Origin of the sequence: Rathayibacter sp. Leaf248 (assembly GCF_920939495.1) — a bacterium.
In the GTDB taxonomy this organism is placed as follows: Bacteria; Actinomycetota; Actinomycetes; order Actinomycetales; family Microbacteriaceae; genus Rathayibacter; species Rathayibacter caricis.
The window spans coordinates 1,361,748-1,387,502 of record NZ_CAKLAV010000001.1; the positions used below are offsets into that span (position 1 = coordinate 1,361,748).

The following is a 25,755-nucleotide window of genomic DNA, read 5'->3' on the forward strand; positions in this document are numbered from 1 at the left end:
GGTCCGCGTCCGGTCGCGGCGCGGCGCGCGGCCTCCCGCCCTCCTGCCGCGCGCGCCGCCACGCCCTACTGTCGACTCGTGACGAGGACACCGGCGGAGCGGACCGAGCGCGGCCTGGACAGGCTCGTGAACTTCAGCGACGCCGTCACGGCGATCGCGATCACGTTCCTGGTGCTGCCGCTCGTCGACGTCGTCGAGGAGGGCGGGTACGGCGACCTCGGCCCGCTGCTCGCGGACCACTCCGGCACGCTGGCGGCGTTCGTCGTGACCTTCGCGGTCATCGGACGCCTGTGGCTGGTGCAGCACGCGGTCTTCGAGGAGGTGCGCGGCTACTCCCCCGCGCTCGTCGCGGTGAACTTCGTCTGGCTCGCGGCGATCGTCCTCCTGCCGTTCGCGGCGAACCTGCTCTCGACCGTGTTCACCGACGATCCGTCCGTCTTCGCCCTCTACATCGGAGTGGTCATCGCGGCGAGCGCCGCCACCCTCGGCATGCGGCTGCTGCTGCGCCGGGACCCCGCGCTCGGCGCCGGAGCCCCGCAGCCGCTGTCCCGCCCGCTGATCGTCCTCGGGCTGCTCGGCGTCGCGCTCGTCCTCGCGGTGGCAGTGCCCGCGGTGAACATGCTCTGGCTGCTGCTGCTCCTGCTCCTGGAGCCGCTGGACCGATGGGCGAGGCGCAGGCGTCCTCGGGCCTCTGCCCGTCCCGTCCGCACCCCTCGGGGACTGGACCGCCTCGTCAACTTCTCGGACGCGACCGTCGCGATCGCCATCACCCTCCTGGTGCTGCCGCTCGTGCAGCTCGCTCCGGAGATCGCCGAGGGCGGAGGAGGCGTGGCGGCGCTCCTCGACGACCACCTCGACCAGGTGCTCGCCTTCGCTCTGTCGTTCGTCCTGATCGCCGTGTTCTGGATCCCCCACCACCGCGTCTTCGAGCGTGCCGACGACTACGACGGCCCGCTGGCCTGGCTCGATCTGCTCTGGCTCGCCGCCGTGGCGTTCTTCCCCTTCGCCACGGGCGTGATCGCGCTGCTCCCCGACTCCCGCGGGACGATCGGCCTCTACGTCGGGACCATGGTCGTGATGAGCGGCGCGCTCGTGCTGATCGAGAGGCACCTGGAGCGACGCCCGGAGCTGCTGCGGGAGGGCGTCGCCGGAGCGCCCCTGCGCCGGGCGCTCGTGCCGTTCGGTCTGCTGGTGCTCGCGTTCGCGCTCGCGATGGCGGCGCCCTCGCTCTGGTGGCTGCTGGTCCTGCTGCTGCAGCGGCCGGTGCAGGTCCTGCTCGAGCGGAGGCGTCCCGCCGGCTAGCGCTCGGGTGCCCAGCCCAGCTCGGGTGCGATCCGCTCGGCCACCGTCCGCAGGATCCGGCGGTGCGACTCCACCCCTCCCACCGCGGGGAGCGTCAGCGTCAGCGAGTCCGCCTCCGCGAGGGCCGGATCGGCGGCGAGCGACGCGACGATCTCCTCCGGCGAGCCGAGGTGCAGCGGGCTGAAGCGCATGGGAGCCGCGATGATCGAGCGGTCGGCCGTGCGCGGTGTGCCGTCGTCGTTCATCCGCGCGAGGTAGCCGTCGATGAAGGCGCGATGGGCCCGCTCGTCGGCGTCGTCCAGGAGCGGCAGCACGATGCGGCCCGCGGTGACGCGCGAGGTCCGCTCGGGATGCGCGGCGCGGAACGCCTCGCGGTAGGCGCGGATCTGCACCGCCTGCTGCTCGGCGAACGGCAGACCGGTCTCCTCCGTGTTGAGGGTGGAGACCTGCAGGTGCATGCCCTGCTCGCCGGCGCGCACCGCGGAGGAGACGGTGCCGGCGCCGTACCAGATCCGGTCCGCGAGTCCCGGGGCGTGCGGATGCTGGATGAGCGGATCGCCGACCGGCACCGACATCAGCGCCGACTCCGCGATCCCGAGCACCTCGCCCGAGAGGGCCTCGCGCAGCCGGCGGATCCGCTCCTGAGCCTCGGCGCGGAACTCGCCCTCGCCCTGCCCGAAGACCCCGTCGAAGACCGACGCGAGGTGCGCGAATCCGCTGCTCACCCCCAGATCGAGGCGGCCGCCCGACAGCAGGTCGACGGTCGCCGCGTCCTCGGCGAGGCGGATCGGCGCCTCGTAGCGCGCGCCGATGACGGCGGTGCCCAGGCGGAGGCGCCGCGTGCGCTGCGAGGCGGCCGCGAAGAAGGTCATCGGCGAGGCCAGGAAGCGCTCGAAGTGGCGCACCCGCACCCAGCCGGTGCCGTAGCCCAGCTCCTCGGCGAGCTCGAAGAGGGCGAGCCCGTCCTCCAGGCTGCGCGCGGCGTCGCCGGGCTGCTCGGGGCCCTCCGGATACGGGACGAAGGTGAGGAAGTCGAGGCCGAGTCTGCGGGTCACACCGCGACGGTACCCCGGAACGCGCGAACGGGCGGGATCGCTGCCGGAGCAGCGGATCCCGCCCGTTCGGATGCGCCAGTGGCTACAGCGACGCGTAGACCTCGCGCAGCAGCGCGGCGGTCTCGGACGGCGTCTTGCCGACCTTCACGCCCGCGGCCTCGAGGGCCTCCTTCTTGGCCTGCGCGGTGCCCGCGGAGCCCGAGACGATGGCGCCGGCGTGGCCCATCGTCTTGCCCTCGGGAGCCGTGAAGCCCGCCACGTAGCCGACGACCGGCTTGGTGACGTTCGCCTTGATGAAGTCGGCCGCGCGCTCCTCGGCGTCGCCGCCGATCTCGCCGATCATGACGATCGCCTTGGTCTCGGGGTCGGCCTCGAACGCGGCGAGCGCATCGATGTGCGTCGTGCCGATGATCGGGTCGCCGCCGATGCCGATGGCGGTCGAGAAGCCGAGGTCGCGCAGCTCGTACATCATCTGGTAGGTCAGGGTGCCCGACTTCGAGACGAGGCCGATGGGGCCCTTGCCCGTGATCGTCGCGGGGGTGATGCCCACGAGCGACTCGCCCGGCGTGATGATGCCGGGGCAGTTCGGGCCGATGATGCGGGTCTTGTTCCCCTTCTCCTGCGCGTACGCCCAGAACTCGGCCGAGTCCTGCACCGGGATGCCCTCGGTGATGACGACGAGGAGGCCGATCTCGGCGTCGATCGCCTCGATGACGGCGTCCTTCGAGAAGGCGGGCGGGACGAACGCGATGGAGACGTCGGCACCGGTGGCCTCGATGGCCTCCTTGACGGTGCCGAAGACGGGCAGCTCGACGTCGCCGTGGGTGACGGTCGTGCCGGCCTTGCGCGCGTTCACGCCGCCGACGATGTTGGTCCCGGCCTTGAGCATCAGCGCGGTGTGCTTGGTGCCCTCGCCGCCGGTGATGCCCTGGACGATGACCTTGGAGTCCTTGGTGAGGAAGATCGACATGCTTGTTCTCTGATTCCTTGAGTCGTCGGGTCCGTTACGCGGCGGCGAGTTCGGCGGCCTTGTCGGCGCCCTCGTCCATGGTCGCGGCGAGCGTGATGAGCGGGTTGGCGGCGGCCTGCAGGATCGCGCGGCCCTCCTCCACCTTGTTGCCGTCCAGGCGGACGACGAGCGGCTTGGTCGCGGTGTCGCCGAGGATCTCGAGCGCCTGCAGGATGCCGTTGGCGACGGCGTCGCACGCGGTGATGCCGCCGAAGACGTTGACGAAGACGCTCTTGACCTGCTCGTCGCCGAGGATCACGTCGAGGCCGTTCGCCATGACCTGGGCGGACGCTCCGCCTCCGATGTCGAGGAAGTTGGCGGGCTTCACGCCGCCGTGGCGCTCGCCCGCGTAGGCGACCACGTCGAGGGTCGACATGACCAGGCCCGCGCCGTTGCCGATGATGCCGACCTCGCCGTCGAGCTTCACGTAGTTGAGGTCGTTCTCCTTGGCCTTCGCCTCGAGCGGGTCGGCGGCGTCCTTGTCCTCGAGCGCAGCGTGCTCGGGGTGGCGGAAGCCGGCGTTCTCGTCGAGCGAGACCTTGCCGTCGAGCGCGACGATGTCGCCCTCCTCGGTGAGGACGAGCGGGTTCACCTCGACGAGGGTCGCGTCCTCGCCGGTGTAGACGTCGTAGAGCTTCACGAGGACCGGGGCGACCTTGCCGATCAGCTCCTCGGGGAACTTCGCCGCGCGGGCGATCTCCTCGGCCTTGGCGAGGTCGATGCCCTGGCCGGCGACGACCTCGACGCGCGCGAGCGCCTCGGGACGCTCGACGGCGAGCTGCTCGATCTCCATGCCGCCCTCGTAGGACGTGAGCGAGAGGTAGGAGCGGTTGGCGCGGTCCAGCAGCACCGAGAAGTAGAACTCCTGGGCGATGCGGGCGCCACCGGCAACCATGACGCGCTTGACGACGTGGCCCTTGATGTCGAGGCCGAGGATCGACTTCGCGGCCTCCTCGGCGTCGTCGGCGGTCTTGGCGACCTTGACTCCGCCGGCCTTGCCGCGTCCGCCGATCTTCACCTGCGCCTTGACGACGGTCACGCCGCCGAGCTTCTCGGCCGCGGCGCGCACCTCCTCGGGCGTATCGGCGACGATGCCGGGGAGCACGGGGACGCCGTACTTCTCGAACAGATCACGGGCCTGGTATTCGAAGAGATCCACGCTGCATTCCCATTCCGCGCCGAGCGCGCTTGCGTTTCGAGTCCGATGCGGCCCGTCTGCGCCGGAGTCTCGGCACAGTCCTGGGCCGCGACAACTCTACTCCGCACGCACTGAGCGCTTCCCGCGCCGCGTAGCGTGGTCGCATGCCCTCGAGAAGCCGCTCCCGCCCGGAGCGCGACGTGTTCCGCGAGGGCGTCTTCCTGATCGCCGGCGCCCGCGCGATCCTGCTGCAGATCGCGCACCCCGCTGTCGGCGCGGGCGTCGCCGAGCACTCCGACTTCGTGCACCGGGCGCTGGGGCGCCTGCACGGCACCCTCTCCTACCTCTACGCGCTGCACTACGGCTCCCCGGACGACGTCCGTGCGGTGCGCCGCCGGGTGAACCGCGCGCACGGCCCGGTCCGCGGCCCCGGGTACAGCGCCTTCGATCCGGAGCTGCAGCGCTGGGTCGCGGCGACCCTCACGCAGTCGATGCTGCAGCTGTACGAGGGCGCGTTCGGGCCGATGACCCGGGAGCAGGCGGACGATCTCGTCGACCGCTCACGCGTGGTCGGCACCTCGCTGCAGATGGCGGACGCGGCGTGGCCGGCCGACCGGGCGGCGTTCGACGCCTACTGGGACGAGCAGGTGACGCGCCTGCGCGTCACGCCCGACGCGCGCCGCGTCGCGCACGACCTCCTCGGTGGAGCGATCGCCGCGTGGTACCTGCGCCCACTCGGCCCGTACCTCCGTCTGATCACCGCGGGGCTCCTCCCGCCGGCGCTGCGGGAGCCGTTCGGCTTCCGCTGGAGCGAGCGGCAGCAGCGGCGCTTCGACCGGGCGCTCGGGGTCACCTTCGCCGTCTACCGTCGGCTCCCGGCGGTCGTGCGGACGTCGCCGAGTCGCTTGTACCTGGCGCAGGTGCGCCGCGAGTCCTCTCTCTAGAACCCTGCCGTGATGCTCCAGCCCGCATAGGCGGCGAGCTCGAGACCCAGTGCCTGCGCGGCGGCCCGCGCCTCCTCGACGCCCCGCTCGTCGCGCACGTCGACGGCGATCGGCACGCTGTCGCCGAAGCCCGCGACCGAGACCCGGGCGCTCGTCGGCCCGCTGTAGAGGGGGACGTGCGCGTCCGCGGTGCGCGCTCCGATCACCCGCGACCCGGTCGCCTCCGCGATGACCGCGAGGGCGAACGGAGCCGTCGCGATCGCATCCGTGTACAGGGTCGCCTCGCCTCGCATGCCACGACCCTACGGCGCCCCTCGGATCCGGCTCCAGCACTCCCGCCGAGGCCTGCGGTGGAGGAGAATGCGGCTCGGAGCAGCACTCGATGAGGAGGCGCAGCATGGACGCGGTCGTGGTCGGAGTCAGCGGATCGGATCGGAGCACGGACGCCCTGCGCTGGGCGCTCGATTACGCGCGGGGCCATCGGCTGCCCGCGGAACTCGTGAGCGTCGTCGAGCCGGCGCGCGGCCGGATCGCCGAGGCGGCCGCCGAGCAGCGCCGCGCGGCGGGCGCGGTGCTCGAGGAGGCGCGGGCCCTCGCCGAGCGGGAGTACGCCGGGGTCCCCGTACGGGTGAGGCTGCTCGACGGCGATCCCGTGCACGTGCTCGCCGATGCCGCGCCCGCCGGCGCCCTGCTGGTGCTGGGCGCGCATCCGCTCTCCCGGCGCGGTCTCTCGGTGGCCGCGCCGGTCGCCGTCCGGGTCGCCGCCGCATCGCGGTCGGCGGTGGCGCTCATCCCCGGGCCCGCCTCGACGGGGCGCAGCGGAGTCGCGGTCGGCGTCGACGGATCCGAGGTCTCGCTCGAGGCGATCAGGCTCGCGGCGAAGGAGGCCGACCGGCTCGGCGAGCCCCTGCTCGCCCTCCACGCCTGGCAGCTGCCCGGAGCGTGGGCCGACTCGGTGCCGGTCGAGCGCCGCGTCATCGACGCGATCGAGGAGGACGAGGACCTCGTGCTCGCGGAGTCCCTCGTCGGCCTCGGCGAGAGCTGCCCCGACCTCGAGATCCGGCACCTGCTCGTGCGCGGCAACCCCGTCGAGAAGCTGAGCGAGGTCGCCGCCGAGGCGCGGCTGCTGGTCGTCGGCAGCCACGGACGCGGCGCGTTCCTGCGGCTGCTGCTCGGCTCCGTCAGCCACAGCCTCGCGCTGACCGTGCCGGGTCCCCTCGTGATCCTCCGCCATCGCGCTCTGACGCGCTGAGCATCCGATGGGATCCCTTGAACGGGGCACGCGCCGGTCCTACGGTGAACCACCCGGCATCCGCCGCGGCTGTCGACGACGACGGGAGCACACATGAGCATCGCCGAACCACGAGCTGCGGAGGCTCCCGCGGCCCCGCCCGCACCGACCGGCTTCGGCACCCTCTCGGTCGCCGCGATCCTGGCGGAGGCGGCGCGACGGACGCCGACCACGATCGCGATCCGCGTGGGTCCGCTCGCCGTCGACTACGCCACGCTCTGGGACCAGACCCGGGCCTACGCCGGTGCCCTCCGCGCCCTCGGGATCGGGCCCGGCGATCGCGTCGCGCTGCTCGTGCCCAACGTGCCGGACTTCCCGCGCGGCTATTTCGCCGTCCTCGCGCTGGGAGCGGTGGTCGTGCCGGTGCACGCCCTTCTCAAGCACGACGAGATCGCGTACGTGCTCCGCGACTCCGGCGCCTCGGCGCTGATCTGCGCCGCACCGCTCCTGCCCGAGGGGGCCGCCGGGGCCGCTCTCGTCAACGTCCCCGTGCTCACCGTGATGGTGCCGGACGGCACCGACTCGCCGTTCCCTCGTCTCGAGGACCTCGCCGCCGAGGCCGCTCCGATCGACGGATACGTCCCGCGCGAGCCCTCCGACACCGCGACGATCCTCTACACGAGCGGCACGACGGGCCGTCCGAAGGGAGCGGAGGGGACGCACTTCGCGATCGCGTCGCAGTCGGACGTGCTGCTGATGAACACCTTCGACCTGCACCGCGGGGACGTCGTGCTCGGCGCGCTGCCCCTGTTCCACACCTTCGGGCAGGTCTGCGCAATGAACACGGCCTTCCGCACGGCGGCGACGGTGGTGCTGGTTCCGAAGTTCGACGGCGACGCCGCTCTCGAGGCGATGATCGCGCACGAGTGCACGGTGTTCGAGGGCGTTCCGACCATGTATGTGGCGCTGCTCGACGCCGCGACCAGGCGACCCGACCGTCCGCCGCTGCGCTACGCGGTCTCCGGAGGAGCGTCGCTGCCGCTCGCGGTCATCGAGCGGTTCCGCGAGGTGTTCGGGGTCGAGATCTACGAGGGCTACGGGCTCACCGAGACCTCCCCCGTCGCCACCTTCAACCACGTGGGGGTCCCGCCGCGCGCCGGCACCGTCGGCACTCCGATCTGGGGTGTCGAGGTCGAGGTCGCCCGGCCCGAGGTGACCGATCGGATCGAGCTGCTCCCTCGCGGCGAGCTCGGCGAGATCGTCGTGCGCGGCCACAACCTGATGAAGGGCTACCTCGGCAACGCGGCGGCGAGCGCCGAGGCCGTCGTCGACGGCTGGTTCCGCACCGGCGATCTCGGCACGAAGGACGACGAGGACTACGTGCGGATCCTGGACCGCACGAAGGACATGATCATCCGCAACGGCTACAACGTGTACCCGCGCGAGGTGGAGGAGGTGCTGATCGGCCACCCCTCCGTCGCGAACGCCGCGGTCTTCGGAGTCGCGGACGAGAAGCACGGGCAGGAGATCGTCGCCGCCGTGGTCCTCGCCCCGTCGGCCGAGGTCGGCGCCGACGAGCTGATCGCCTTCGCGAACGAGCACCTCGCCGCCTTCAAGTTCCCCCGCCGCATCGAGTTCGTCGACGCCCTGCCGCTGGGCCCGAGCGGGAAGGTGCTCAAGCGCGAACTGGTCGCCCGCTACTCCTGACCGTCGCCATGAGATGCCACTCCGGTACGCCCCTCGCGGCGTGTCTCGTACCGGAGTGGTATCTCATGGCGGGAAACCGTCAGCCGAGCAGCGACCAGACGACGGAGGCGAGCACCGCGCCGGTCGCCGCGCCCGCCGCGACCTGCGCCGGAGTGTGCGCGCCGAGCCGCACGCGCGACCAGCCGGTCCAGAGCAGGACGGGCACCGATCCGAGCAGCGACCACGGTCCGTAGGCGATCAGCACCACGACGGCGCAGGTCGCGACGACTGCGGCGTGGCCGGACAGCTTCCACGCGAGGTTGACCACTCCGACCGCCACGACGACCGCGACGGTGACGAGGCCGAAGGTCGTCACGGCGGCGGGCGCTGCGAGCACCGCGAGAAGCACCAGACCGACGACGATCGAGACGAGTGCGAGGGCGATCGGCAGGGCGCGCTCGCGTCGCTCCGGGACGTGGTGGTCGCCCGTGATCCGCCCGGCGCGCAGCAGCAGTCGGATCGCGAGGTACGGCAGGACGCCGACGAACAGCGCCGCGAGGGCGCCCCATCCCACTCCCTGCAGGGGCGGATCCGCGACTCGCGCCCCGACCGCGATCGGCACGACGACCGCGAGCACCGCCGGCGAGAACGCCTCGGTCGCGAAGCGCGCCGCGGCGTCGCTCCGGGACCGGTGGCCGACCCGCGGCCTCACGACGCCGCGCGCCTCACAGCTTCTCGATCGGAGCGACCTTGATCAGCAGCTTCTTCGCGCCGACCTGGTCGAACAGCACGTGCGCGACGCGCTTGGTGCCCTCCCCCGTGACCGCGTTCACGCGGCCCTCGCCGAAGTCGGTGTGCCGGATGCGGTCACCCGCGATCAGCTCGAGGTCGCCGTTGTCGCGGACCATGCCCGTGATGCGGTTGGGGAACTCGGCCTTGGCCTTCGGCGCCGCGGCGAGCGCCTCGCGGAACTCGGAGTTCGAGCGGGAGCGGCCGAAGCCGGGGCGCTGCGCGTTCAGAGCCCGCGGCTGGGTACCTCCGCGCGAGGTCGCCGCGCCGGGCGACTGCCGCCACTCGATCAGCTCCCCGGGGATCTCCTGGAGGAAGCGGCTCGGCATCGCGACCGACGTCTCGCCGTACTGCGCGCGCGTCATCGCCAGCGAGAGGTAGAGCCGCTTGCGCGCGCGGGTGATGCCGACGTAGAACAGCCGCCGCTCCTCGGCCGGACCGCCGGGCTCGTTCGCCGAGATGCGGTGCGGGAGGAGGTCCTCCTCGATCCCGGTGAGGAACACGGCGTCGTACTCGAGGCCCTTCGCGGTGTGCAGCGTCATCAGCGAGACGGTGCCCGAGTCGTCCTCGAGGTCGTCCGCCGCGGCGACGAGCGACACCTCGGTGAGGAAGTCGACCAGGCCGCCGTCGGGGTTGTTGCGCGCGAACTCCTTGGTCACGGCGATGAGCTCGTCGACGTTCTCGGCGCGCGCCTCGTCCTGCGGATCGCGGCTCGCCCGCAGCATGTCGAGGTAGCCGCTGCGCGTCAGGAGCGCCGTGAGCACCTCGTGCACCTTCGCCTCGCCCTCGGGGCGGCCGGGGTCGAGCATCATGGCGCACTCGTCGAGCAGCGTCGCCAGATCGACGATCGCCTTCGTGACCTTCGGACCCATGCCGAGCGACCCGGCGTTGCGCATCGATTCGCGGAGGGTCACTCCGTTGGTGTCGGCGAACGACTGCAGCTGCGCCTCCGTCGCCGGGCCGATGCCGCGCTTGGGGGTGTTCATGATCCGCCGCAGCGCCAGCACGTCGGCGGGGTTGGCGACGGTGATGAGGTAGGCGAGCGCGTCCTTGATCTCGGCGCGCTCGTAGAACTTGGTGCCGCCCAGGATCCGGTAGGGCAGGGCCGAGCGGATGAAGATCTCCTCCAGCGCGCGGGTCTGCGCGTTGGTGCGGTAGAACACGGCGATCTCATCGTACCCCGTGCCGGCCGCGTGCAGCCGGGCGATCTCGTCGACGACGAACTGCGCCTCGTCGTGCCCGGAGTAGCCCGTGTAGCCGATGATCTTCTCGCCGTCGCCGCTGGAGGACCAGAGGTTCTTCGCGCGGCGGTCGAAGTTGTTCGAGATGACCGCGTTGGCGGCCGAGAGGATGTTCTGGGTCGAGCGGTAGTTCTGCTCGAGCAGGATCACCCGGCAGCCGGGGAAGTCGCGCTCGAACTCGACGATGTTGCGGATGTCGGCGCCGCGGAACGCGTAGATCGACTGGTCGGAGTCGCCGACCACCGTGAGGGAGGCGCCGGGGATCGACCCGTCGGCCGTGACGGGGCCGCGGTACGGACGGTCGAACTGCGCGGCGTCGATCGTCGCCCGCGGCACCGGGCGGGTCAGCTCGTGGATCAGCGAGTACTGCGCGTGGTTGGTGTCCTGGTACTCGTCGACCAGCACGTGGCGGAAGCGCCGCTGGTACTTCGCGGCGACGTGCGGGAACGCGCGGAAGAGGTAGACCGTCTGCGCGATGAGGTCGTCGAAGTCGAACGCGTTCGCGCTCTCGAGCGCCCGCGAGTAGGCCCGGAAGACCTGGAGGAACATCTCCTCGTTGGGATCGCTCATGTTCGCGGTGCGCGCGTAGGAGTCGACGTCGGCGAGCTCGTTCTTGAGCTTCGAGATCTTCGACGAGGCGCTCGCGACCGTGATGCCGAGCGAGTCGGCCTCGAGGTCCTTCACGATCCGCTTGAGCAGCGCGCGCTGATCGCCGGAGTCGTAGATGGTGAACGACTTGGTCATGCCGAAGTTCTCGGCCTCGCGGCGCAGGATCCGCACGCACGCGGAGTGGAAGGTCGAGATCCACATCCCCTCGGCGCTCTGCCCGACGAGCTTCTCGACGCGCTCGCGCATCTCGGCCGCGGCCTTGTTGGTGAACGTGATCGCGAGGATCTGGCTCGGCCAGGCCTCGCCGTTGCCGAGGAGGCTCGCGATGCGACGGGTCAGCACGCTGGTCTTGCCGGAGCCCGCGCCCGCGACGATCAGCAGCGCATCGCCGCGGTACTCGACCGCCTCGCGCTGCTGCGGATTGAGTCCCGCGACGAGCTGCTCGTGCGCCGGATCGCTGAAGGAGGCGCCGTCGCGGCCGGGTGCGGCGAGGACGACCGGGGTGGCTCGGGAATCGCTCGGATCGAAGAGGAAGCTCATGTCCCTCCGAGTGTAGATCGACCCTCCGACACCCGGGGCCGGGTCAGACCGCCCGGGGGCGGGCCGTCGACGCCGTCAGCGAACCGCCCACGTCCAGCCCGCGCCAGGCGAGCGAGAACCCCACGAGGGCGATCGTCGAGGTCGACACCGCGAGCAGCTGCTGCAGCGCGAACGCGGTGAGGTCTTTGGTGTCGTCGGGGTAGTACTGGATGCCCTGCACCGCGAGTCCGGCGAGGACCAGCACCACGACCGCCGAGCAGACGAGCAGCAGCCGGTTCACCCCGCGGCGCGTGCTGCGGCGCGGAGCCCGGCCGAGCTGCGCCCGCGTCGAGAGCCAGGCGCAGGCGAGCGAGGCGGAGGCGAGCGCCACGAGGTCGGCGCCCAGCACGTCGCTCGCGCGGTGCCAGGACGCCGCCATGGTGAGGTTGCCGACCAGGATCACGACAGCGCCTCCCAGCAGCAGCACGACCGTGCGCCCGCGCGCCGGCAGCACCATCGCCAACGCGAAGACGACCGAGACCGCGGCGGCCGTGTGCCCGCTCGGGAAGCTCCCGCCGGTGTACCAGGCGTCCGTCTCGACGAGGAGCGGCCGCTCGAGGACGATGTTCTTCAGCAGCTGGGTGAGCCCGGCGGTCAGCACGATCGAGCCCACGGAGGCGATCGCCAGGGCGGGGCGCCGGCGGATCAGCGCGATCGACGCGGCCAGGAGCGCTCCGGCGATCATCGACACCGGAGTGACGTCGGCCAGCGCGCCGGCGGCCGCGCCGGTCGCCCGCCCGAAGACGAGGTCGGCCCCACGGAGCCCGGAGTTCTCGGCCGCCTGGCCCTGCGGCGTGAGCACGGCGATCCAGTAGACGAGCGCGACCCCGAGGGCGGCGAGCACGGCGGAGGTGAGCCAGCGGCGGGTGATGCGGGCGCGGGTGGACACGGGGCTCCTCCTCTCGACACGGGGCGATCGGCGGGGGTCGACCGCCGGGCTCCGATGATGGCAGTCGACGCTCCCCGTTCCCTCCATCCTCGCCGCGAGGCTCCGGATCAGGCTCCGGCGGCCACGATCTCGAGCGCCAGGTCGGGGTGGTCGGCGAAGACGCCGTCCAGGCCCGTCGCCAGGATCATCCGGAACTCGTCCTGCCATGCGCCGAACGCGGCCGGGTCCTTGCCGCGCCGGTGCGCCTTCTCGAGGAACCGGTTCTCCGGCCGGAGGGTCCAGCAGTAGACCTCGAGGCCGACGGCGTGCGCGTGGGCGACCAGGTCGTTCGGCCCGACCGCGCGCCCGGCCGAGTCGCGCGCGAAGAGCATCCGCTTGTCGACGCTCACCCCGTCGACGGTGCCGGAGAGACCCCGCAGGCCCGCCGGGGTGACGAAGTCGGCGTACGGGGTCGCGTGCGCCCCGTGCGCGGCCACGAGGTCGGGAGCGGTGCCGGCGGCCTCGATCAGGAACACCCGCTTCGCCCCGACGCCGCGCACGCCGAGCCGCTCGAGCACCGTCTTCTCGAAGCTCTCGATCGTCAAGCGCGGATCCCGCGTCCCCCAGCCGGCGGCGGCGAGCTCCTGCTCCAGCAGCACGTCCAGCGGCAGGCCGATCGAGTCGAAGTAGTCGGCGTGCTTGATCTCGGCGACGAGGCCGGGAGGCGCGCCGGCCGCGTCCTCGCCCGCCCGGTCGAGCAGCGCGAGCAGGTCCGAGAAGCGCAGGAGCGGGAACTGGCCGTCGAAGGTGGCGCTGGACGGGCGGACGGCGGGCACCCGCTCCCGCGCCCGCAGCTCGGAGAGCTCGGCCCAGGTGAAGTCCTCGGTGAACCAGCCGGTGACGTCCTTCCCCTCGAGGCGCTTCGTGGTGCGCCGGTCGGCGAACTCCGGACGGCGCTCGATGTCGGTGGTGCCCGAGATCTCGTTCTCGTGGCGCAGGACGAGCACTCCGTCCCGGGTGGCGACCAGGTCCGGCTCCACGGCGTCGGCGCCGAGCGCGATAGCGAGGTCGTAGGCGGAGCGGGTGTGCTCGGGGCGGTACCCGCTCGCCCCTCGGTGGCCGATGACGAGCGGTCGGAGTCGGTCGGACATGCCGCGATCCTACGGGCGAGGACTCGGTCTCCTCGTGGGGAATAGCCAGACTCTGAGAGCTGTTCTCAGATACTGTGGAACACATCGTCGGAGTCCTCTCGGAGGACCCGGCGGCACCACAGCATCCCGACCACACCGCGACTCAGCTCCGTTGATCCACCGGACACCAGCGCACCTGAGAGAAGAGGAACCATGGCAAGCAGCAATCCGGCCTTCGGGCGTCCGGAGTTCAGCAACCGCGGCTACGCCGGCCGCGTGCAGGACCTCCCCGACGTCTCGTCCGACACGCTCGACCAGATGTACAACCGTCCGGCCGCGAGCTCGCTCGAGACCGACCGGATGACCGTCGAGGACACCCTCGCGAAGACGGCGCTCGCGTTCGTCGTGCTCCTGGCGGGCGCGGCCGTGGGCTGGTTCGTCCCCGGGCTCATGCTCCCGGCCGTCCTCATCGCGCTGGTCCTGGGCATCGTCAACGCCTTCAAGAAGGTGCCGAGCCCCGCTCTGATCCTCGGCTACGCCCTCACCCAGGGTGTCGCGGTCGGCGGGATCTCACGCTTCTTCGAGACCGCCTACGAAGGAGCGGTCGTCCAGGCCCTCCTCGCGACCGTCATCGTGATCGGCGTCACCCTGGCGCTGTTCATGAACGGCAAGATCCGCACCTCGCCGAAGCTGAACAAGATCTTCTTCATCGGCATGATCAGCTACGCGGTCTTCTCGCTCGTGAACCTGGGCCTCGGCCTCTTCGGCGTCGGCGGCGGCTTCGGTCTGCGCACCGGCTTCATCGGCATCGTGATCGGCCTGATCGCCATCGCCCTGGCGACCTACTCGCTCGTGATGGACTTCGAGTTCATCCAGCAGGGCGTGCGCAACCGCGCCCCGCGCATCTACGGCTGGACGGGCGCCTACGGCGTCCTCGTCACCGTCGTCTGGATGTACCTCGAGATCCTGCGACTCGTCGCGATCTTCCGCGAGTAGTCACTGCACCACGTCCGCACGGGCGCTCGACCTCCGGGTCGGGCGCCCGTCGTCGTTCCGGCGCCGTGCCAGGCGCGCCTGGCACCATGGAGTCGTGACCGCCTCCTCCCCCGCCCGGATCGTCGGCCTCGACGTCGCCCGGGGGCTCGCCGTCCTCGGCATGTTCGCGGCGCACCTCGCCCCCACCGGCCGCGAGATGCCCTGGGACGGGCGCAGCTCCGTCCTGTTCGCCGTCCTCGCGGGCGTCTCGATCGGACTCATGACGGGCGGCGCGGGGAGGTCGACGCGACCCTGGCTCGACACGGCGTCGATCCTGCTGCGCGGTCTCTACCTCCTCGCGATCGGCGTCGCTCTCACCGTCCTCGGGACGCCGATCGCGGTGATCCTGTCGCACTACGGGCTGATGTTCTTCGTCGCCGCACTGCTGCTGTTCCTCCCGAGAGCGGTCCTGGCCGTGCTCGTCGCGGTCTTCGCGGTCGCCGGGCCGATCGTCGTCGACGAGCTCGTGCTCCGGAGCACACCGTGGCTGGCGCTCCTTTCGCCCGATGAGGCGCTGATCGCGCGGCAGCCCCTCACCTGGCTCACGCAGTACTACCCGGTGCCGTCCTGGCTCGCCTACGTGGTCCTCGGCCTCCTCGTCGCCCGCTGCGACGTCGGCTCGGCGACCACGCAGCGCTGGCTCGTGATCGGCGGTGCCGCGTCGGCCCTGATCGGCTACGGCGGAGGGCTGCTGCTCGGCGGACCCGAGACGGTGGAGGCCCACGCGAGCACCACGGCCGAGCTGCTCGGCGCCGGCGGAGTCGCCGCGATCGCGATCGGCTTCCTGACCGCGCTGGGACAGCGCTCGGGCGCCTTCCGCCGCCTCGCGGCGCCGCTCGAGGCCGTCGGAGCGATGCCCCTGACGATCTACTCGCTGCAGATCGTCCTCCTCGCCCTCTACCTCATCCCCTTCGAGCCGTTCGACTTCGACGCGTGGCGCGGCTGGGACATCCTGCTCTACTTCGCCCTCGGCTCGATCGCCTTCGCGATGCTCTGGCGCCAGTACATCGGTCAGGGTCCGCTCGAGTGGCTCCTGGCACGGGCCTCGTTGCGCCCGACCAGCCGGTCCCGTGTCCGGGCGCTGGGCTAGGGTGGCCCGATGATCACGCGACGCGAGGCCGCTCAGCGCCTCGACATCCCCGTCGAGATGGCGGCCCGCCACGGCCTCGCCGCCCGCCTCTCGGAGGAGGAGTTCGCGGCCCTGGAGCAGGAGCCGCCGCCGTGGCTGGTCCAGTCCCGCGAGAACCGCACCGGCAAGCGCCCGGTCTGGGTGACCCTCGACTGCACCGTCTGCGGCCGCTCGGAGGCCGCGCGCCCCAAGAAGTGGTGGCCCGACTTCACCTTCCTCGTCTGCGAGGACCACTCCCCCGACGAGTGGCCGCACCACCCCGACGGTCACCGCCGCGACGAGTACGACGGCATCGGCACCCGTTTCGTCGGCGTCGTCGACAGCCCCGCCTGACCCCGCCCGGAAACGCCGGACGGGCCCGCTGAGGAGCCCGTCCGGTCACAGCGACGCGAGAGGCGTCACTCCCACTCGATCGTGCCCGGCGGCTTCGACGTGACGTCGAGCACGACGCGGTTGACTCCGGCGACCTCGTTGGTGATGCGGTTCGAGATGCGCGCCAGCAGGTCGTACGGCAGTCGCGTCCAGTCGGCGGTCATCGCGTCCTCGGAGGAGACCGGACGGAGGACGATGGGGTGGCCGTAGGTGCGGCCGTCGCCCTGGACGCCGACCGAGCGGACGTCGGCGAGCAGCACGACCGGGCACTGCCAGATCTCGGAGTCGAGGCCGGCGGCGGTCAGCTCGGCGCGGACGATGGCGTCGGCCTCCTGGAGCAGGTCGAGCCGCTCCTGGGTGACCTCGCCGACGATGCGGATGCCGAGGCCGGGGCCGGGGAACGGCTGACGGCCGACGATGACCTCGGGCAAGCCCAGCTCGCGGCCGATGGCGCGGACCTCGTCCTTGAAGAGGGTGCGCAGCGGCTCGACCAGCGTGAACTGGAGGTCCTCCGGCAGTCCGCCGACGTTGTGGTGCGACTTGATGTTCGCGGTGCCCGTGCCGCCGCCCGACTCGACCACGTCGGGGTAGAGCGTGCCCTGCACGAGGAAGTCGATCGACGCACCCTCGCCCTGCGCCTCGAGGACGAGCGCCTCGGCGGCCGCCTCGAAGGTGCGGATGAACTCGCGCCCGATGATCTTGCGCTTCTGCTCAGGGTCGCTGACGCCGGCGAGCGCGTCGAGGAACTGCTCGCGCACGTCGACCGTCACCAGGCGGACGCCCGTCGCGGCGACGTAGTCCTCCTCGACCTGGCGGCGCTCGTCCTTGCGGAGGAGTCCGTGGTCGACGAAGACGCAGGTCAGCTGATCGCCGACCGCGCGGTGCACGATCGCCGCGGCGACGGCCGAGTCCACTCCTCCGGAGAGGCCGCAGATGACGCGGCCCGAGCCGACCTGCTCGCGGATGAGGGCGACCTGGTCCTCGATGACGTTCGAGGAGTTCCAGTCGTTCGGGATCCCGGCCGCGCGGTGCAGGAAGTTCTCGATGACGGCCTGGCCGTGGGTCGAGTGCTTCACCTCGGGGTGCCACTGCACGCCGTAGAGGCGGCGCGCGTCGCTCCCGAAGGCGGCGACGGGGGTGGAGGTGGTCGAGGCGAGGACGTCGAAGCCCTCGGGCGCCTTCGCGACCGAGTCGCCGTGGCTCATCCAGACCGTCTGGTCGGCCGGCTGCTCGCCGAGGAGCACGCCGCCGTCGGTCGAGATCGCGGCGTCGGTCGCTCCGTACTCGCGGAGGCCGGTGTTCGCGACCTCTCCGCCGAGCGCCTTGGCCATCACCTGGAAGCCGTAGCAGATGCCCAGCACCGGCACTCCGAGATCGAAGATCGCGGGGTCGAGCTGCGGGGCGCCCTCCTCGTACACGCTGGACGGGCCGCCCGAGAGGATGATGCCGACCGGTGACTTCGCGGCGATCTCGGCCGCGGTGACGTTCGACGGCACGATCTCGGAGTAGACGTTCGCCTCGCGGACGCGGCGCGCGATCAGCTGCGCGTACTGCGCGCCGAAGTCGACGACGAGCACCGGCTGGGAGGCCAGCTGCGGGGTCGGAGGGGCGCTGGGCTGCTCGCTAATGGGGGGCCTCCACGGAGTCGGTCGGGGCTTTCGGATCGACGCCGGCGGTGCGGCGCGCGAGGTACTGCTCGACCTCGCGCGCGATGCGCCCCTCGACGAAGAAGGAGAGGGTGGGGATCACGCCGCCGAGCGCGATGAGCACGAAGCGGCTGAAGGGCCAGCGCATCAGGCTCCACAGGCGGAAGTCGGCGAAGAGGTAGACGACGTAGAACCAGCCGTGCGCGATCAGGATGCCGGTCGAGAGGTTCGCTCCCGTGCCGCTGGACTCGTACTCACCGCCCGGGACCTCGTACATCGGCGCGAGGTTCAGCACGCCCTGCTGCCCGAAGGCGAAGAGCTCGAGGTGGAACACGTACTTCAGCAGCATCTCGGCGCACAGCAGCAGGAGCATGACGCCCGTGATGATCGAGGTCACCCGGTAGAAGCGCAGAGCGCTCCGGATCGCAGGGAACTGCGCGGGCTTGGGCTCGAGGGGCATGGGGTCCAGTTTACGGTGCGGCGGAGGGGGCGGGGGCGCGGGCCGACTGCTCCGCGTCGAGCGCCTCCTCGACCTCGCGCTCCCAGGCGTCGCGGACGAGGCGGTACCAGAGGTAGAGCGCGAAGCCGGCGAAGACGACCCACTCGATCGCGTAGAACACGTTGAGCCAGTTCAGCGAGAGGTCCTGCTGGCGGGCGGGCGAGTCGATGGCCTCGAGGCCCTCGAGCGGCTCGTCCACGACGATGTAGCCCTGGTAGACGTCGGCCGGAGGGTCGGGCCAGCGGTTGATCAGCGCGGGGATCGAGAGCGCGGTGAGGGTCTGCGGGTCCACACCCTCCTCCGGCGCCTCGGCCGCCTCGTTGGCGACCAGCCGGCCCGTGTAGGAGGCCGGAGGCACCTCCTCGCCGGAGTTCAGGCGCTCGGCGACCGCGCGCGCCTCGCCCTCGTCGGCCGTCCAGCCGTAGGCGACGACGAGGTCGGCGGTGCTCGTGCGGGTCCGGGCGAAGACCCACCAGCCGGGCTCGCCGGCGTTCAGGCGCCCGCCGATCACCTCGGCGCCGCCGGGGACGAGCGCCGACTCGGCCTCGACCCGCTGGCCGTCGGCCGTCGCGGTGATGGGGGCGGACGGCGCGGCGGCGGCGTCGAGCGGGACGATCGTCTCGGAGGCTCCTCCGTCGGGCTCGGCCGCATCGATGGCGCGGCCGACCTGCCACTGGCCGAGGGCGGCGAAGAGACCGGCGATCACGAGGGCGAGCACCAGCGCGCCGATCCAGCGCGGGCGCCGGGCGACCTGCCAGACGGTGCTCTGCGTCATGCGCTCCTCGTTCGTGCGGGGTCCCGGCAGCCCAGCGGGGCCGCCGGTGGACCCGACGAGCCTAACCGGTGACCGTGGGAGCTCCCCGGGATCAGTAGTCGGGCTCGACGGGCCGGCGCGGGCGCCGGTCCTCCGCGCCGTCCGACTGCTGCATCGCCTGATCGATCAGCGCCTGGCGCATCGGGTCGGGGAACTCGTCGTCGAGCTCGTCGTGCTCGGGCTCCCGGCGGGGCGGGGCGTCGACGGACTCGGGGTCGCTCCGCGCGGGTTCCGTCCGCGTCGGCCCGGTCCGGGTCGCCTCCGGTGTATCGGCCATCGCCGCCTCGACCAGCGCGAACTCCTCCTCCTCGAGGGCACCGCGCTTCGCCGGCGCTCGGGACGGCCGGCGGCGCCGCTCCGACAGGAACTGCCCGATGCTCTCGGACCGCGACGCCAGGATCGGACCGACGATCGCCATGATCAGCACGTACAGACCCGCGAACGGCTGGATCCGGTCGTCGAGCCCGGCCGACAGCGAGAGGGTCGCGAGGATCAGCGCGAACTCGCCGCGGTTGTGCAGAATGAACGCCGCATTCAGTCCCGCCCGCGGCCCGAGCTTGTTGAGCCAGGCCACGAACTGGCCCGCTCCGAGGTTGAGGACGATGGTCATGACGGCCGCCGCGAGGACGGGGAGGACCACCTCCGGGAACGCGCTCGGATCCAGGCCCAGGCCGAAGTTGACGAAGAAGAACGCCCCGAAGACGTCGCGGAGCGGGATGGCGATGTGCTCGACCCGGGCGCGGTAGCGGGTGGCGCCGATCACGAGGCCGATGAGGAACGCGCCGATCGCGTCCGTCACTCCGAGGACCTCGCCGATGCCGCCGAACAGCAGCGCCAGACCGAAGAACAGGATCGTGAAGAGCTCGTCGTCGCGGGTGCGGAACAGGCGGGACACCACGCGCCCGCCCCAGCGGGCGATCGCGAACATCACGACCAGGAACGCGAACGCGATGAGCAGCTTCAGGATCACGGGCCACGGCTCGGTCTCGCCCGAGAGCACCACCGAGACGATGGCCAGGTAGATCGCGATGAAGATGTCCTCGACCACGGTGACCCCGAGGATCATCGGAGTCTCGGGGTTGGCCAGGCGCTTCAGCTCGATCAGGAGCTTGGTCACGATCGCGCTCGAGCTCGTCGCCGTGATGCCGGCGACGATGAGCGCCTCCTGGCTCCCCCAGCCCAGCAGGAAGCCGAAGCCCAGGCCCACGGCCATGTTCACGCCGATGTAGGTGCCGCCCGACAGGATCAGGCGCCCGGCGTTGCCGAAGAACTCGTCCTGATCGAACTCCAGGCCCAGGTTGAACAGCAGCAGTATCAGGCCGAAGACGGCCGTCAGCTCGATGTAGGTGGACTCGAAATCGAGGGGGAACCAGTGGAAGTTCGGGCTCGCGAGGAGCCCCACGACCATGTAGATGGGGATCGCCGGGAGGCCGATCGTCCGGCCGAGACGGCCGAGCACGTAGGCGACGACGAACAGGATCCCGAGGACGATGAGGTCTTCACCGTGGTTCATCCTCAGGCTCCGGGCGCGTCGGCCGTCTTGTGGAACGCTCCCGTGCGGAAGAAGGCGAACGCCTTGGCGACCTTCTCGGGGCTGCCTGCGACCACCAGGGTGTCGCCCGGGAAGACGCGGAAGTCGGGTGCGGGCGCCGGGTTCGCGGCGTCCCCGCGCACGACGGCGACGACCGTCAGTCCGACGATGCCGCGGTCGGCGGGCTTGCCGAGCTGCTGCCCGGCGATGTGGTCGTCGTAGTCGACGGTGAACCAGTCGATCGAGAGGCCGGGGATCTGATCCAGCGCGGTGAGCGACTCGGTGATCTGCGTGCCGCCGAGCAGCTCGGCGAGGGTGTGCGCCTCGTCGTCGCTCAGGCGGAGGGAGACCTTCGCGCCGTCCTGGTCGCCCTCGGCGAACGTGATGAGGTCGCTGTGGCCGGAGCGGTGCGCGATGACGCCGACCTTGCCGCCGTCGGCGGTGAGGAACGTGTGCAGCACTCCGACACCGGGCAGCTTGACCCTGCGGACCTCGACCATGCGTGCTCCATCCGCGCCCTGCGGCGCTCCTGACTCGGGATGCCTCCAGTTTAGGCGCGCCCGCTCCCCTCCCTCCGTCCGTTCGCCCCCGGGGAACGGACGGACGCCGTCCGGCCGCGGAGGGAACCCCGGACCGTCGAGGGAACCCGCCGGTGCGGGCTCCCTCGACGGTTCGGGGTTCCCTCACTGTCCACAGGGGCCTGCTGGGTCTCCACAGGGTGGTGCAGACCGGGTCCACGGGGAGACGCAGTGAGCCAGGGTGGGCGCATGAGTGCGGTGGAACTGCTCCGGGACGGGGCGTGCGGACGGTCGGACGCGTTCGTGCGGCTGCGAAGGGGCGTCTACGCGCGAGAGGAAGCCTGGGCTCTGGCCTCGGTCGACGAGAGGCAGCGGGCGCGCATCGAGGCGGTCGCGCTCACCTCGTCGTCGCCCTTCTTCCTCCGCGAATCGGCGGCCGCAGTGTGGGGGCTCCCTCTGGTCGAACCGCTGGCCACGGCGGTCCACGTCGAAGGAGCGACCGATGTCGGCAGCCGCACTCGGAACGGCGTGGCGGAGCACCGCAGCGCGCGCTTCCCGACGCTCGCGATGGTCGACGGCCTCGCCGTCTCGGACCTCGCCCAGACCGTGTTCGATCTCGCGCGGTTCTCGTCCTTCCGCCGCGCCGTGGTCGCGGCCGACCACGCGCTGCGTCTGGTCGACGACGACGGCCGTCCCCTCCTCCGGCGCGAGGAGCTGCTCGATCGGCACGCCGGCCTGCCGCCCGGCTCGCGCGGCCGGACGGCGAGCGCCGCCGTCATCGCGTTCGCGGACCCCGCCTCGGAGACGCCGCTCGAGTCGATCAGCCGCGTGGCGATGCACGTGGGCGGGCTGCCGGCGCCGGTGCTGCAGCATCCGATCCACGACCTCGGAGGGCGGGCCGGAGTGGTGGACTTCTTCTTCGAGGACGCGGCTGTGGTCGGTGAAGCGGACGGCGATCACAAGTACGCCGACCCGGCGTTCCTCCTCGGCCGCACGCCCGAGGAGGTGCTCCTCGCCGAGAAGCGTCGGGAGGATCGCCTCCGGTCGTGCGTGCGCGGCTTCGCCGGCTGGTCCTGGCGCGACGCCTACGACACCCGGCCCCTGCTCGTCCGCCTGGCCCGTGCCGGTGTCAGGCGTATCGAGGGAACCCCGGACCGTCGAGGGAACCAGCCGGTGCGGGCTCCCTCGACCGTCCGGGGTTCCCTGGCGCGACGGGCCGAGGGTCAGCTGGGCTGGTAGGGGGCGACGACGACCTCGACGCGCTGGAACTCCTTGAGGTCGGAGTAACCGGTGGTCGCCATGGAGCGGCGGAGGGCGCCGATGAGGTTCGCGGTGCCGTCGGCGCCGGTCGCGGGGCCGTAGAGGACCTGCTCGAGGGTGCCGACCGTGCCGACCTGCACGCGGCGGCCGCGCGGCAGCTGCGGGTGGTGCGCCTCCTGGCCCCAGTGCCAGCCGCCGCCCGGGGCGTCGGTCGCGCGGGCGAGCGCGGAGCCGAGCATGACGGCGTCGGCGCCGACGGCCACGGCCTTCACGATGTCGCCGGAGGTGCCGAGGCCGCCGTCCGCGATCACGTGCACGTAGCGTCCGCCCGACTCGTCGAGGTAGTCGCGGCGAGCGCCGGCCACATCGGCCACGGCGGTCGCCATCGGCGCCTGGATGCCGAGGGTCGCGCGCGTCGTCGACGCCGCTCCTCCGCCGAAGCCGACGAGCACGCCCGCGGCCCCGGTGCGCATGAGGTGCAGCGCCGCGGTGTAGGTGGAGGCCCCGCCCACGATGACGGGGACGTCGAGCTCGTAGATGAACTTCTTGAGGTTCAGCGGCTCGGTGTCACGCGAGACGTGCTCGGCCGAGACGGTGGTGCCGCGGATGACGAACAGGTCGACGCCCGCATCGACGACGGTCTGGTACAGCTCGGCCGTGCGCTGCGGCGAGAGCGCTCCGGCGACCGTGACGCCCGCGGCGCGGATCTCGGCCAGCCGCGCGGTCACCAGCTCGGGCTTGATCGGCTCGGAGTAGATCTCCTGCATGCGCTCGGTCGCCCGCTCGGCGGGCAGCTCACGGATCTCGGCGAGGAGCGGCTCCGGGTCCTCGTAACGGGTCCACAGTCCCTCGAGGTCGAGCACTCCGAGCGCGCCGAGGCGCCCGAGCGTGATCGCCGTCGCCGGCGACACCACCGAGTCCATCGGAGCCGCGAGGATCGGCGTCCTGAACCGGTACGCGTCGATCGTCCAGTCGACCGAGACCACCTCGGGATCGCGGGTGCGGCGGCTGGGCACGACCGCGATGTCGTCGAAGGCGTACGCGCGGCGAGCGCGCTTGGCGCGGCCGATCTCGATCTCAGTCACCGTGCCACTTTAGCCGGGCGCCTCGCCCCGCTCATCTCCCGCCCCCGGTCCCCTCACACGAGCGGCCCCTCCCCGGAGCCCCCCCCGCAAGCCCCTCCCGGCGCAGCCGCGGCGGCGCCCCGCGCCGCTCGCGCTGCCCCACCCTCCCGGCGCAGCCGCGGCGGCGCCCCGCGCCGCTCGCGCTGCCCCACCCTCCCGGCGCAGCCGCGGCGGCGCCCCGCGCCGCTCGCGCTGCGTCCGGCGTTCCGCCTCACGCAGAACCGCCGCCGACTCCCGGGACGGGGTCGGCGGCGGATCGGGATGGCGGCCCCTCCGGTGTGGTGGGCGTATGGGCCGCAGGCCCATCGGGCAGAGGGGCCGCCATCGCGATCCGACGCCGACCCACGCCACCAGCAGCACTCAGCGCCGGTAGTTCGGCGCCTCCACCACCATCTGAACATCGTGCGGATGCGATTCCTTCAGCCCCGCCGCCGTGATCCGCACGAACTTCCCGCGCTCCTTGAGCTCGGTGATGGTGCGCGCGCCGACGTAGAACATCGACTGCCGGAGTCCGCCGGCGAGTTGGTAGGCCACGTTCGCGAGGGGTCCGCGGTAGGGCACCTGGCCCTCGATGCCCTCGGCGATGAGCTTGTCGTCGGTGGGCACGTCGGACTGGAAGTAGCGGTCCTTGGAGTAGGAGGTGCGCTCCCCGCGGGTCTGCAGCGCTCCGAGCGAGCCCATGCCGCGGTACGTCTTGAACTGCTTGCCGTTCTGGAAGACGAGGTCGCCGGGGCTCTCCTCGCAGCCGGCGAGCAGCGAGCCGAGCATGACGGTGTCGGCGCCGGCGACGAGGGCCTTGGCGATGTCGCCCGAGTACTGCAGGCCGCCGTCGGCGATCACGGGCACGCCGGATTCGCGGGCGGCGAGGGAGGCCTCGTAGACGGCGGTGACCTGGGGCACGCCGACGCCGGCGACGACGCGGGTGGTGCAGATGGAGCCGGGGCCGACTCCGACCTTGATGGCGTCGGCGCCCGCGTCGACGAGCGCCTGGGCGCCGGAGCGGGTGGCGACGTTGCCGCCGATGACGTCGACTCCGGCGAAGGCCGAGTCGGACTTGAGGCGGCGGATGATGTCGAGGACGCCGGCGGAGTCGCCGTTGGCGGTGTCGACGACGATGACGTCGACTCCGGCCTCGAGGAGCGCGGTCGCGCGCTGCCAGGCGTCGCCGAAGAAGCCGATCGCGGCGCCGACGCGCAGGCGCCCCTCGCCGTCCTTGGTGGCGTTGGGGTACTGCTCGGACTTGTCGAAGTCCTTGACGGTGATGAGCCCGGCGAGCTTGCCCTGCTCGTCGACCAGCGGCAGCTTCTCGATCTTGTGCTGGGCGAAGAGCGCGATGACCTCGCTGTCGGGGATGCCGACGCGGCCGGTGATGAGGCCGGAGCTGGTCATGACGTCGCGGACGAGGGTCGAGGCCTTCTCGAACGGCGAGACGAAGCGCATGTCGCGGTTGGTGATGATGCCGACGAGGACCCCGGTGGAGTCGACGACGGGGAGGCCGCTGATCCGGTACTGCCCGCACAGCTCGTCGACCTGCGCGACGGTGGCGTCGGGGGTCGTGGTGACGGGGTTGGAGACCATGCCCGACTCGCTGCGCTTGACGCGGTCGACCTGGTCGGCCTGGTCGGCGATGGAGAGGTTGCGGTGCAGGACGCCCAGGCCGCCCTGGCGGGCCATGGCGATCGCCATCCGCGCCTCGGTCACCGTGTCCATGGCGGCCGAGAGGAGCGGCGTCGCGACGGTGATGCGCTTGGTGAGCCGGGAGGTCGTGTCGGCCTCGCTCGGGATGACGTCGGTGTGCCCCGGCAGGAGCATGACGTCGTCGTAGGTGAGTCCGAGGAATCCGAAGGGATCCGGCTGGTCCATCAATGCCCCTAACAGGTCGACAGCGGGTGCCCGGCGTGAGGTGGGGCATCCGGTCCGGGAGCCCCCGGATACTCGATCTTAAGCGTCGGAGGCGCTCCTCTATTCCTGCCCCTCGGGGCCCTGTCGCCCGTCCGGGAGGCGCCGCCGCCGACTCTGTCACCCGTTCGAGTCCGCTGGAGCGCTCTCCGCCCCGCATAATGTGGTCACGCGGATGTGCCGCCGGTGAAACACCGCCGACACATGCGGAACGTATGGTCAACCAACGTTGTTTGACGACGGCTGTTCGGGCGTGCCCGGAGTCAGTTTCCGTCTGTGCACCCTGACGAGAGGTAAACGTCTTGCTCACAGCTCCCCGGTCGACGCGCCACAAGCGCTCGACGACC

Annotated in this window: 23 protein-coding genes; 8 read left to right on the forward strand and 15 right to left on the reverse strand. The window is 71.8% G+C overall.

Annotation, left to right across the window (positions count from 1 at the left end; all coding sequences use genetic code 11):
* The first annotated feature begins 78 nt into the window (after nucleotides 1-78).
* A complete protein-coding gene (locus LRG51_RS06670; protein ID WP_082480995.1) occupies nucleotides 79-1,302 on the forward strand; it encodes a TMEM175 family protein in 1,224 nt (407 codons plus the stop codon).
* Here LRG51_RS06670 and LRG51_RS06675 read toward each other — a convergent pair.
* The 3 genes from LRG51_RS06675 to sucC form a co-directional block, all read right to left on the reverse strand.
* Entirely contained in the window at nucleotides 1,299-2,357 is a 1,059-nt protein-coding gene (locus LRG51_RS06675; protein WP_230671823.1) for an LLM class flavin-dependent oxidoreductase, read from the reverse strand. The two genes, LRG51_RS06670 and LRG51_RS06675, sit on opposite strands and share 4 nt — an antisense overlap.
* An 82-nt stretch (nucleotides 2,358-2,439) precedes the next feature.
* Nucleotides 2,440-3,327 carry a succinate--CoA ligase subunit alpha gene (sucD, locus tag LRG51_RS06680; protein WP_055787509.1) on the reverse strand — a complete coding sequence of 296 codons (888 nt, stop codon included), beginning with the start codon at nucleotides 3,325-3,327 and terminating at the stop codon, nucleotides 2,440-2,442.
* A gap of 34 nt (nucleotides 3,328-3,361) precedes the next feature.
* On the reverse strand, nucleotides 3,362-4,525 hold the full coding sequence (sucC, locus tag LRG51_RS06685) for an ADP-forming succinate--CoA ligase subunit beta (protein ID WP_055787504.1): 1,164 nt from the start codon (nucleotides 4,523-4,525) through the stop codon (nucleotides 3,362-3,364).
* A 143-nt stretch (nucleotides 4,526-4,668) separates the two neighbouring features.
* Between sucC and LRG51_RS06690 the strand changes: the two genes are divergently transcribed.
* Nucleotides 4,669-5,448, forward strand: coding sequence for an oxygenase MpaB family protein (locus LRG51_RS06690; protein ID WP_055787502.1), 780 nt, complete (start codon nucleotides 4,669-4,671; stop codon nucleotides 5,446-5,448).
* On the opposite strand, the gene LRG51_RS06695 is transcribed toward LRG51_RS06690, so the two are convergent.
* Nucleotides 5,445-5,741, reverse strand: a complete 297-nt coding sequence (locus tag LRG51_RS06695) for a hypothetical protein (RefSeq protein WP_055787498.1) — start codon at nucleotides 5,739-5,741, stop codon at nucleotides 5,445-5,447. The two genes, LRG51_RS06690 and LRG51_RS06695, sit on opposite strands and share 4 nt — an antisense overlap.
* Nucleotides 5,742-5,845: 104 nt before the next feature.
* Here LRG51_RS06695 and LRG51_RS06700 point away from each other — a divergent pair, with 104 nt between their 5' ends.
* Nucleotides 5,846-6,700, forward strand: coding sequence for a universal stress protein (locus tag LRG51_RS06700; RefSeq protein WP_055787496.1), 855 nt, complete (start codon nucleotides 5,846-5,848; stop codon nucleotides 6,698-6,700).
* 93 nt (nucleotides 6,701-6,793) lie between these two features.
* Nucleotides 6,794-8,386, forward strand: a complete 1,593-nt coding sequence (locus tag LRG51_RS06705; RefSeq protein WP_230671825.1) for a long-chain-fatty-acid--CoA ligase — start codon at nucleotides 6,794-6,796, stop codon at nucleotides 8,384-8,386.
* 79 nt (nucleotides 8,387-8,465) lie between these two features.
* Here LRG51_RS06705 and LRG51_RS06710 read toward each other — a convergent pair whose 3' ends face one another.
* The 4 genes from LRG51_RS06710 to LRG51_RS06725 form a co-directional block, all read right to left on the reverse strand.
* Nucleotides 8,466-9,077: a phosphatidic acid phosphatase gene (locus LRG51_RS06710; protein WP_230671827.1), complete on the reverse strand. Its 612-nt coding sequence runs from the start codon at nucleotides 9,075-9,077 to the stop codon at nucleotides 8,466-8,468.
* Between the two features lie 13 nt (nucleotides 9,078-9,090).
* Entirely contained in the window at nucleotides 9,091-11,544 is a 2,454-nt protein-coding gene (locus tag LRG51_RS06715; protein ID WP_055787487.1) for an ATP-dependent helicase, read from the reverse strand.
* Between the two features lie 43 nt (nucleotides 11,545-11,587).
* Nucleotides 11,588-12,472: a phosphatase PAP2 family protein gene (locus LRG51_RS06720; protein WP_230671829.1), complete on the reverse strand. Its 885-nt coding sequence runs from the start codon at nucleotides 12,470-12,472 to the stop codon at nucleotides 11,588-11,590.
* Between the two features lie 107 nt (nucleotides 12,473-12,579).
* Nucleotides 12,580-13,602 carry a glycerophosphodiester phosphodiesterase family protein gene (locus tag LRG51_RS06725; RefSeq protein WP_230671831.1) on the reverse strand — a complete coding sequence of 341 codons (1,023 nt, stop codon included), beginning with the start codon at nucleotides 13,600-13,602 and terminating at the stop codon, nucleotides 12,580-12,582.
* 192 nt (nucleotides 13,603-13,794) lie between these two features.
* On the opposite strand from LRG51_RS06725, the gene LRG51_RS06730 reads away from it, so the two are divergent.
* The 3 genes from LRG51_RS06730 to LRG51_RS06740 all read left to right on the forward strand — a co-directional run bounded on the left by LRG51_RS06730 (nucleotide 13,795) and on the right by LRG51_RS06740 (nucleotide 16,078).
* Complete coding sequence (locus tag LRG51_RS06730; RefSeq protein WP_230671833.1) at nucleotides 13,795-14,577, forward strand: Bax inhibitor-1/YccA family protein; 783 nt, start codon at nucleotides 13,795-13,797, stop codon at nucleotides 14,575-14,577.
* A 94-nt stretch (nucleotides 14,578-14,671) separates the two neighbouring features.
* The gene (locus tag LRG51_RS06735; protein WP_230671835.1) at nucleotides 14,672-15,706 is read left to right on the forward strand and encodes a DUF418 domain-containing protein; all 1,035 of its coding nucleotides are present in this window, start codon (nucleotides 14,672-14,674) and stop codon (nucleotides 15,704-15,706) included.
* Nucleotides 15,707-15,715: 9 nt separating this feature from the next.
* Nucleotides 15,716-16,078, forward strand: coding sequence for a hypothetical protein (locus LRG51_RS06740; RefSeq protein ID WP_107574641.1), 363 nt, complete (start codon nucleotides 15,716-15,718; stop codon nucleotides 16,076-16,078).
* Between the two features lie 65 nt (nucleotides 16,079-16,143).
* On the opposite strand, the gene guaA is transcribed toward LRG51_RS06740, so the two are convergent.
* From guaA to LRG51_RS06765, 5 genes are all read right to left on the reverse strand, one after another.
* Nucleotides 16,144-17,745, reverse strand: a complete 1,602-nt coding sequence (guaA, locus tag LRG51_RS06745; protein WP_442966661.1) for a glutamine-hydrolyzing GMP synthase — start codon at nucleotides 17,743-17,745, stop codon at nucleotides 16,144-16,146.
* Entirely contained in the window at nucleotides 17,741-18,223 is a 483-nt protein-coding gene (locus LRG51_RS06750; RefSeq protein ID WP_055787462.1) for a DUF3817 domain-containing protein, read from the reverse strand. Before LRG51_RS06750 ends, guaA begins: the two co-directional genes overlap by 5 nt.
* A 10-nt stretch (nucleotides 18,224-18,233) precedes the next feature.
* Nucleotides 18,234-19,037 carry an SURF1 family cytochrome oxidase biogenesis protein gene (locus tag LRG51_RS06755; RefSeq protein WP_230671839.1) on the reverse strand — a complete coding sequence of 268 codons (804 nt, stop codon included), beginning with the start codon at nucleotides 19,035-19,037 and terminating at the stop codon, nucleotides 18,234-18,236.
* A 91-nt stretch (nucleotides 19,038-19,128) separates the two neighbouring features.
* Nucleotides 19,129-20,589 carry a cation:proton antiporter gene (locus tag LRG51_RS06760; protein ID WP_230671841.1) on the reverse strand — a complete coding sequence of 487 codons (1,461 nt, stop codon included), beginning with the start codon at nucleotides 20,587-20,589 and terminating at the stop codon, nucleotides 19,129-19,131.
* A 2-nt stretch (nucleotides 20,590-20,591) separates the two neighbouring features.
* The gene (locus LRG51_RS06765; RefSeq protein ID WP_055787452.1) at nucleotides 20,592-21,107 is read right to left on the reverse strand and encodes a cation:proton antiporter regulatory subunit; all 516 of its coding nucleotides are present in this window, start codon (nucleotides 21,105-21,107) and stop codon (nucleotides 20,592-20,594) included.
* A gap of 267 nt (nucleotides 21,108-21,374) precedes the next feature.
* On the opposite strand from LRG51_RS06765, the gene LRG51_RS06770 reads away from it, so the two are divergent.
* A complete protein-coding gene (locus LRG51_RS06770) occupies nucleotides 21,375-22,364 on the forward strand; it encodes a hypothetical protein (protein WP_230671843.1) in 990 nt (329 codons plus the stop codon).
* On the opposite strand, the gene LRG51_RS06775 is transcribed toward LRG51_RS06770, so the two are convergent.
* Together LRG51_RS06775 and guaB are read right to left on the reverse strand one after the other, a co-directional pair.
* Complete coding sequence (locus LRG51_RS06775; protein ID WP_055787447.1) at nucleotides 22,349-23,470, reverse strand: GuaB3 family IMP dehydrogenase-related protein; 1,122 nt, start codon at nucleotides 23,468-23,470, stop codon at nucleotides 22,349-22,351. The genes LRG51_RS06770 and LRG51_RS06775 overlap by 16 nt on opposite strands.
* 399 nt (nucleotides 23,471-23,869) lie before the next feature.
* Nucleotides 23,870-25,372, reverse strand: coding sequence for an IMP dehydrogenase (guaB, locus tag LRG51_RS06780; RefSeq protein WP_055787445.1), 1,503 nt, complete (start codon nucleotides 25,370-25,372; stop codon nucleotides 23,870-23,872).
* Nucleotides 25,373-25,755 lie beyond the last annotated feature (383 nt).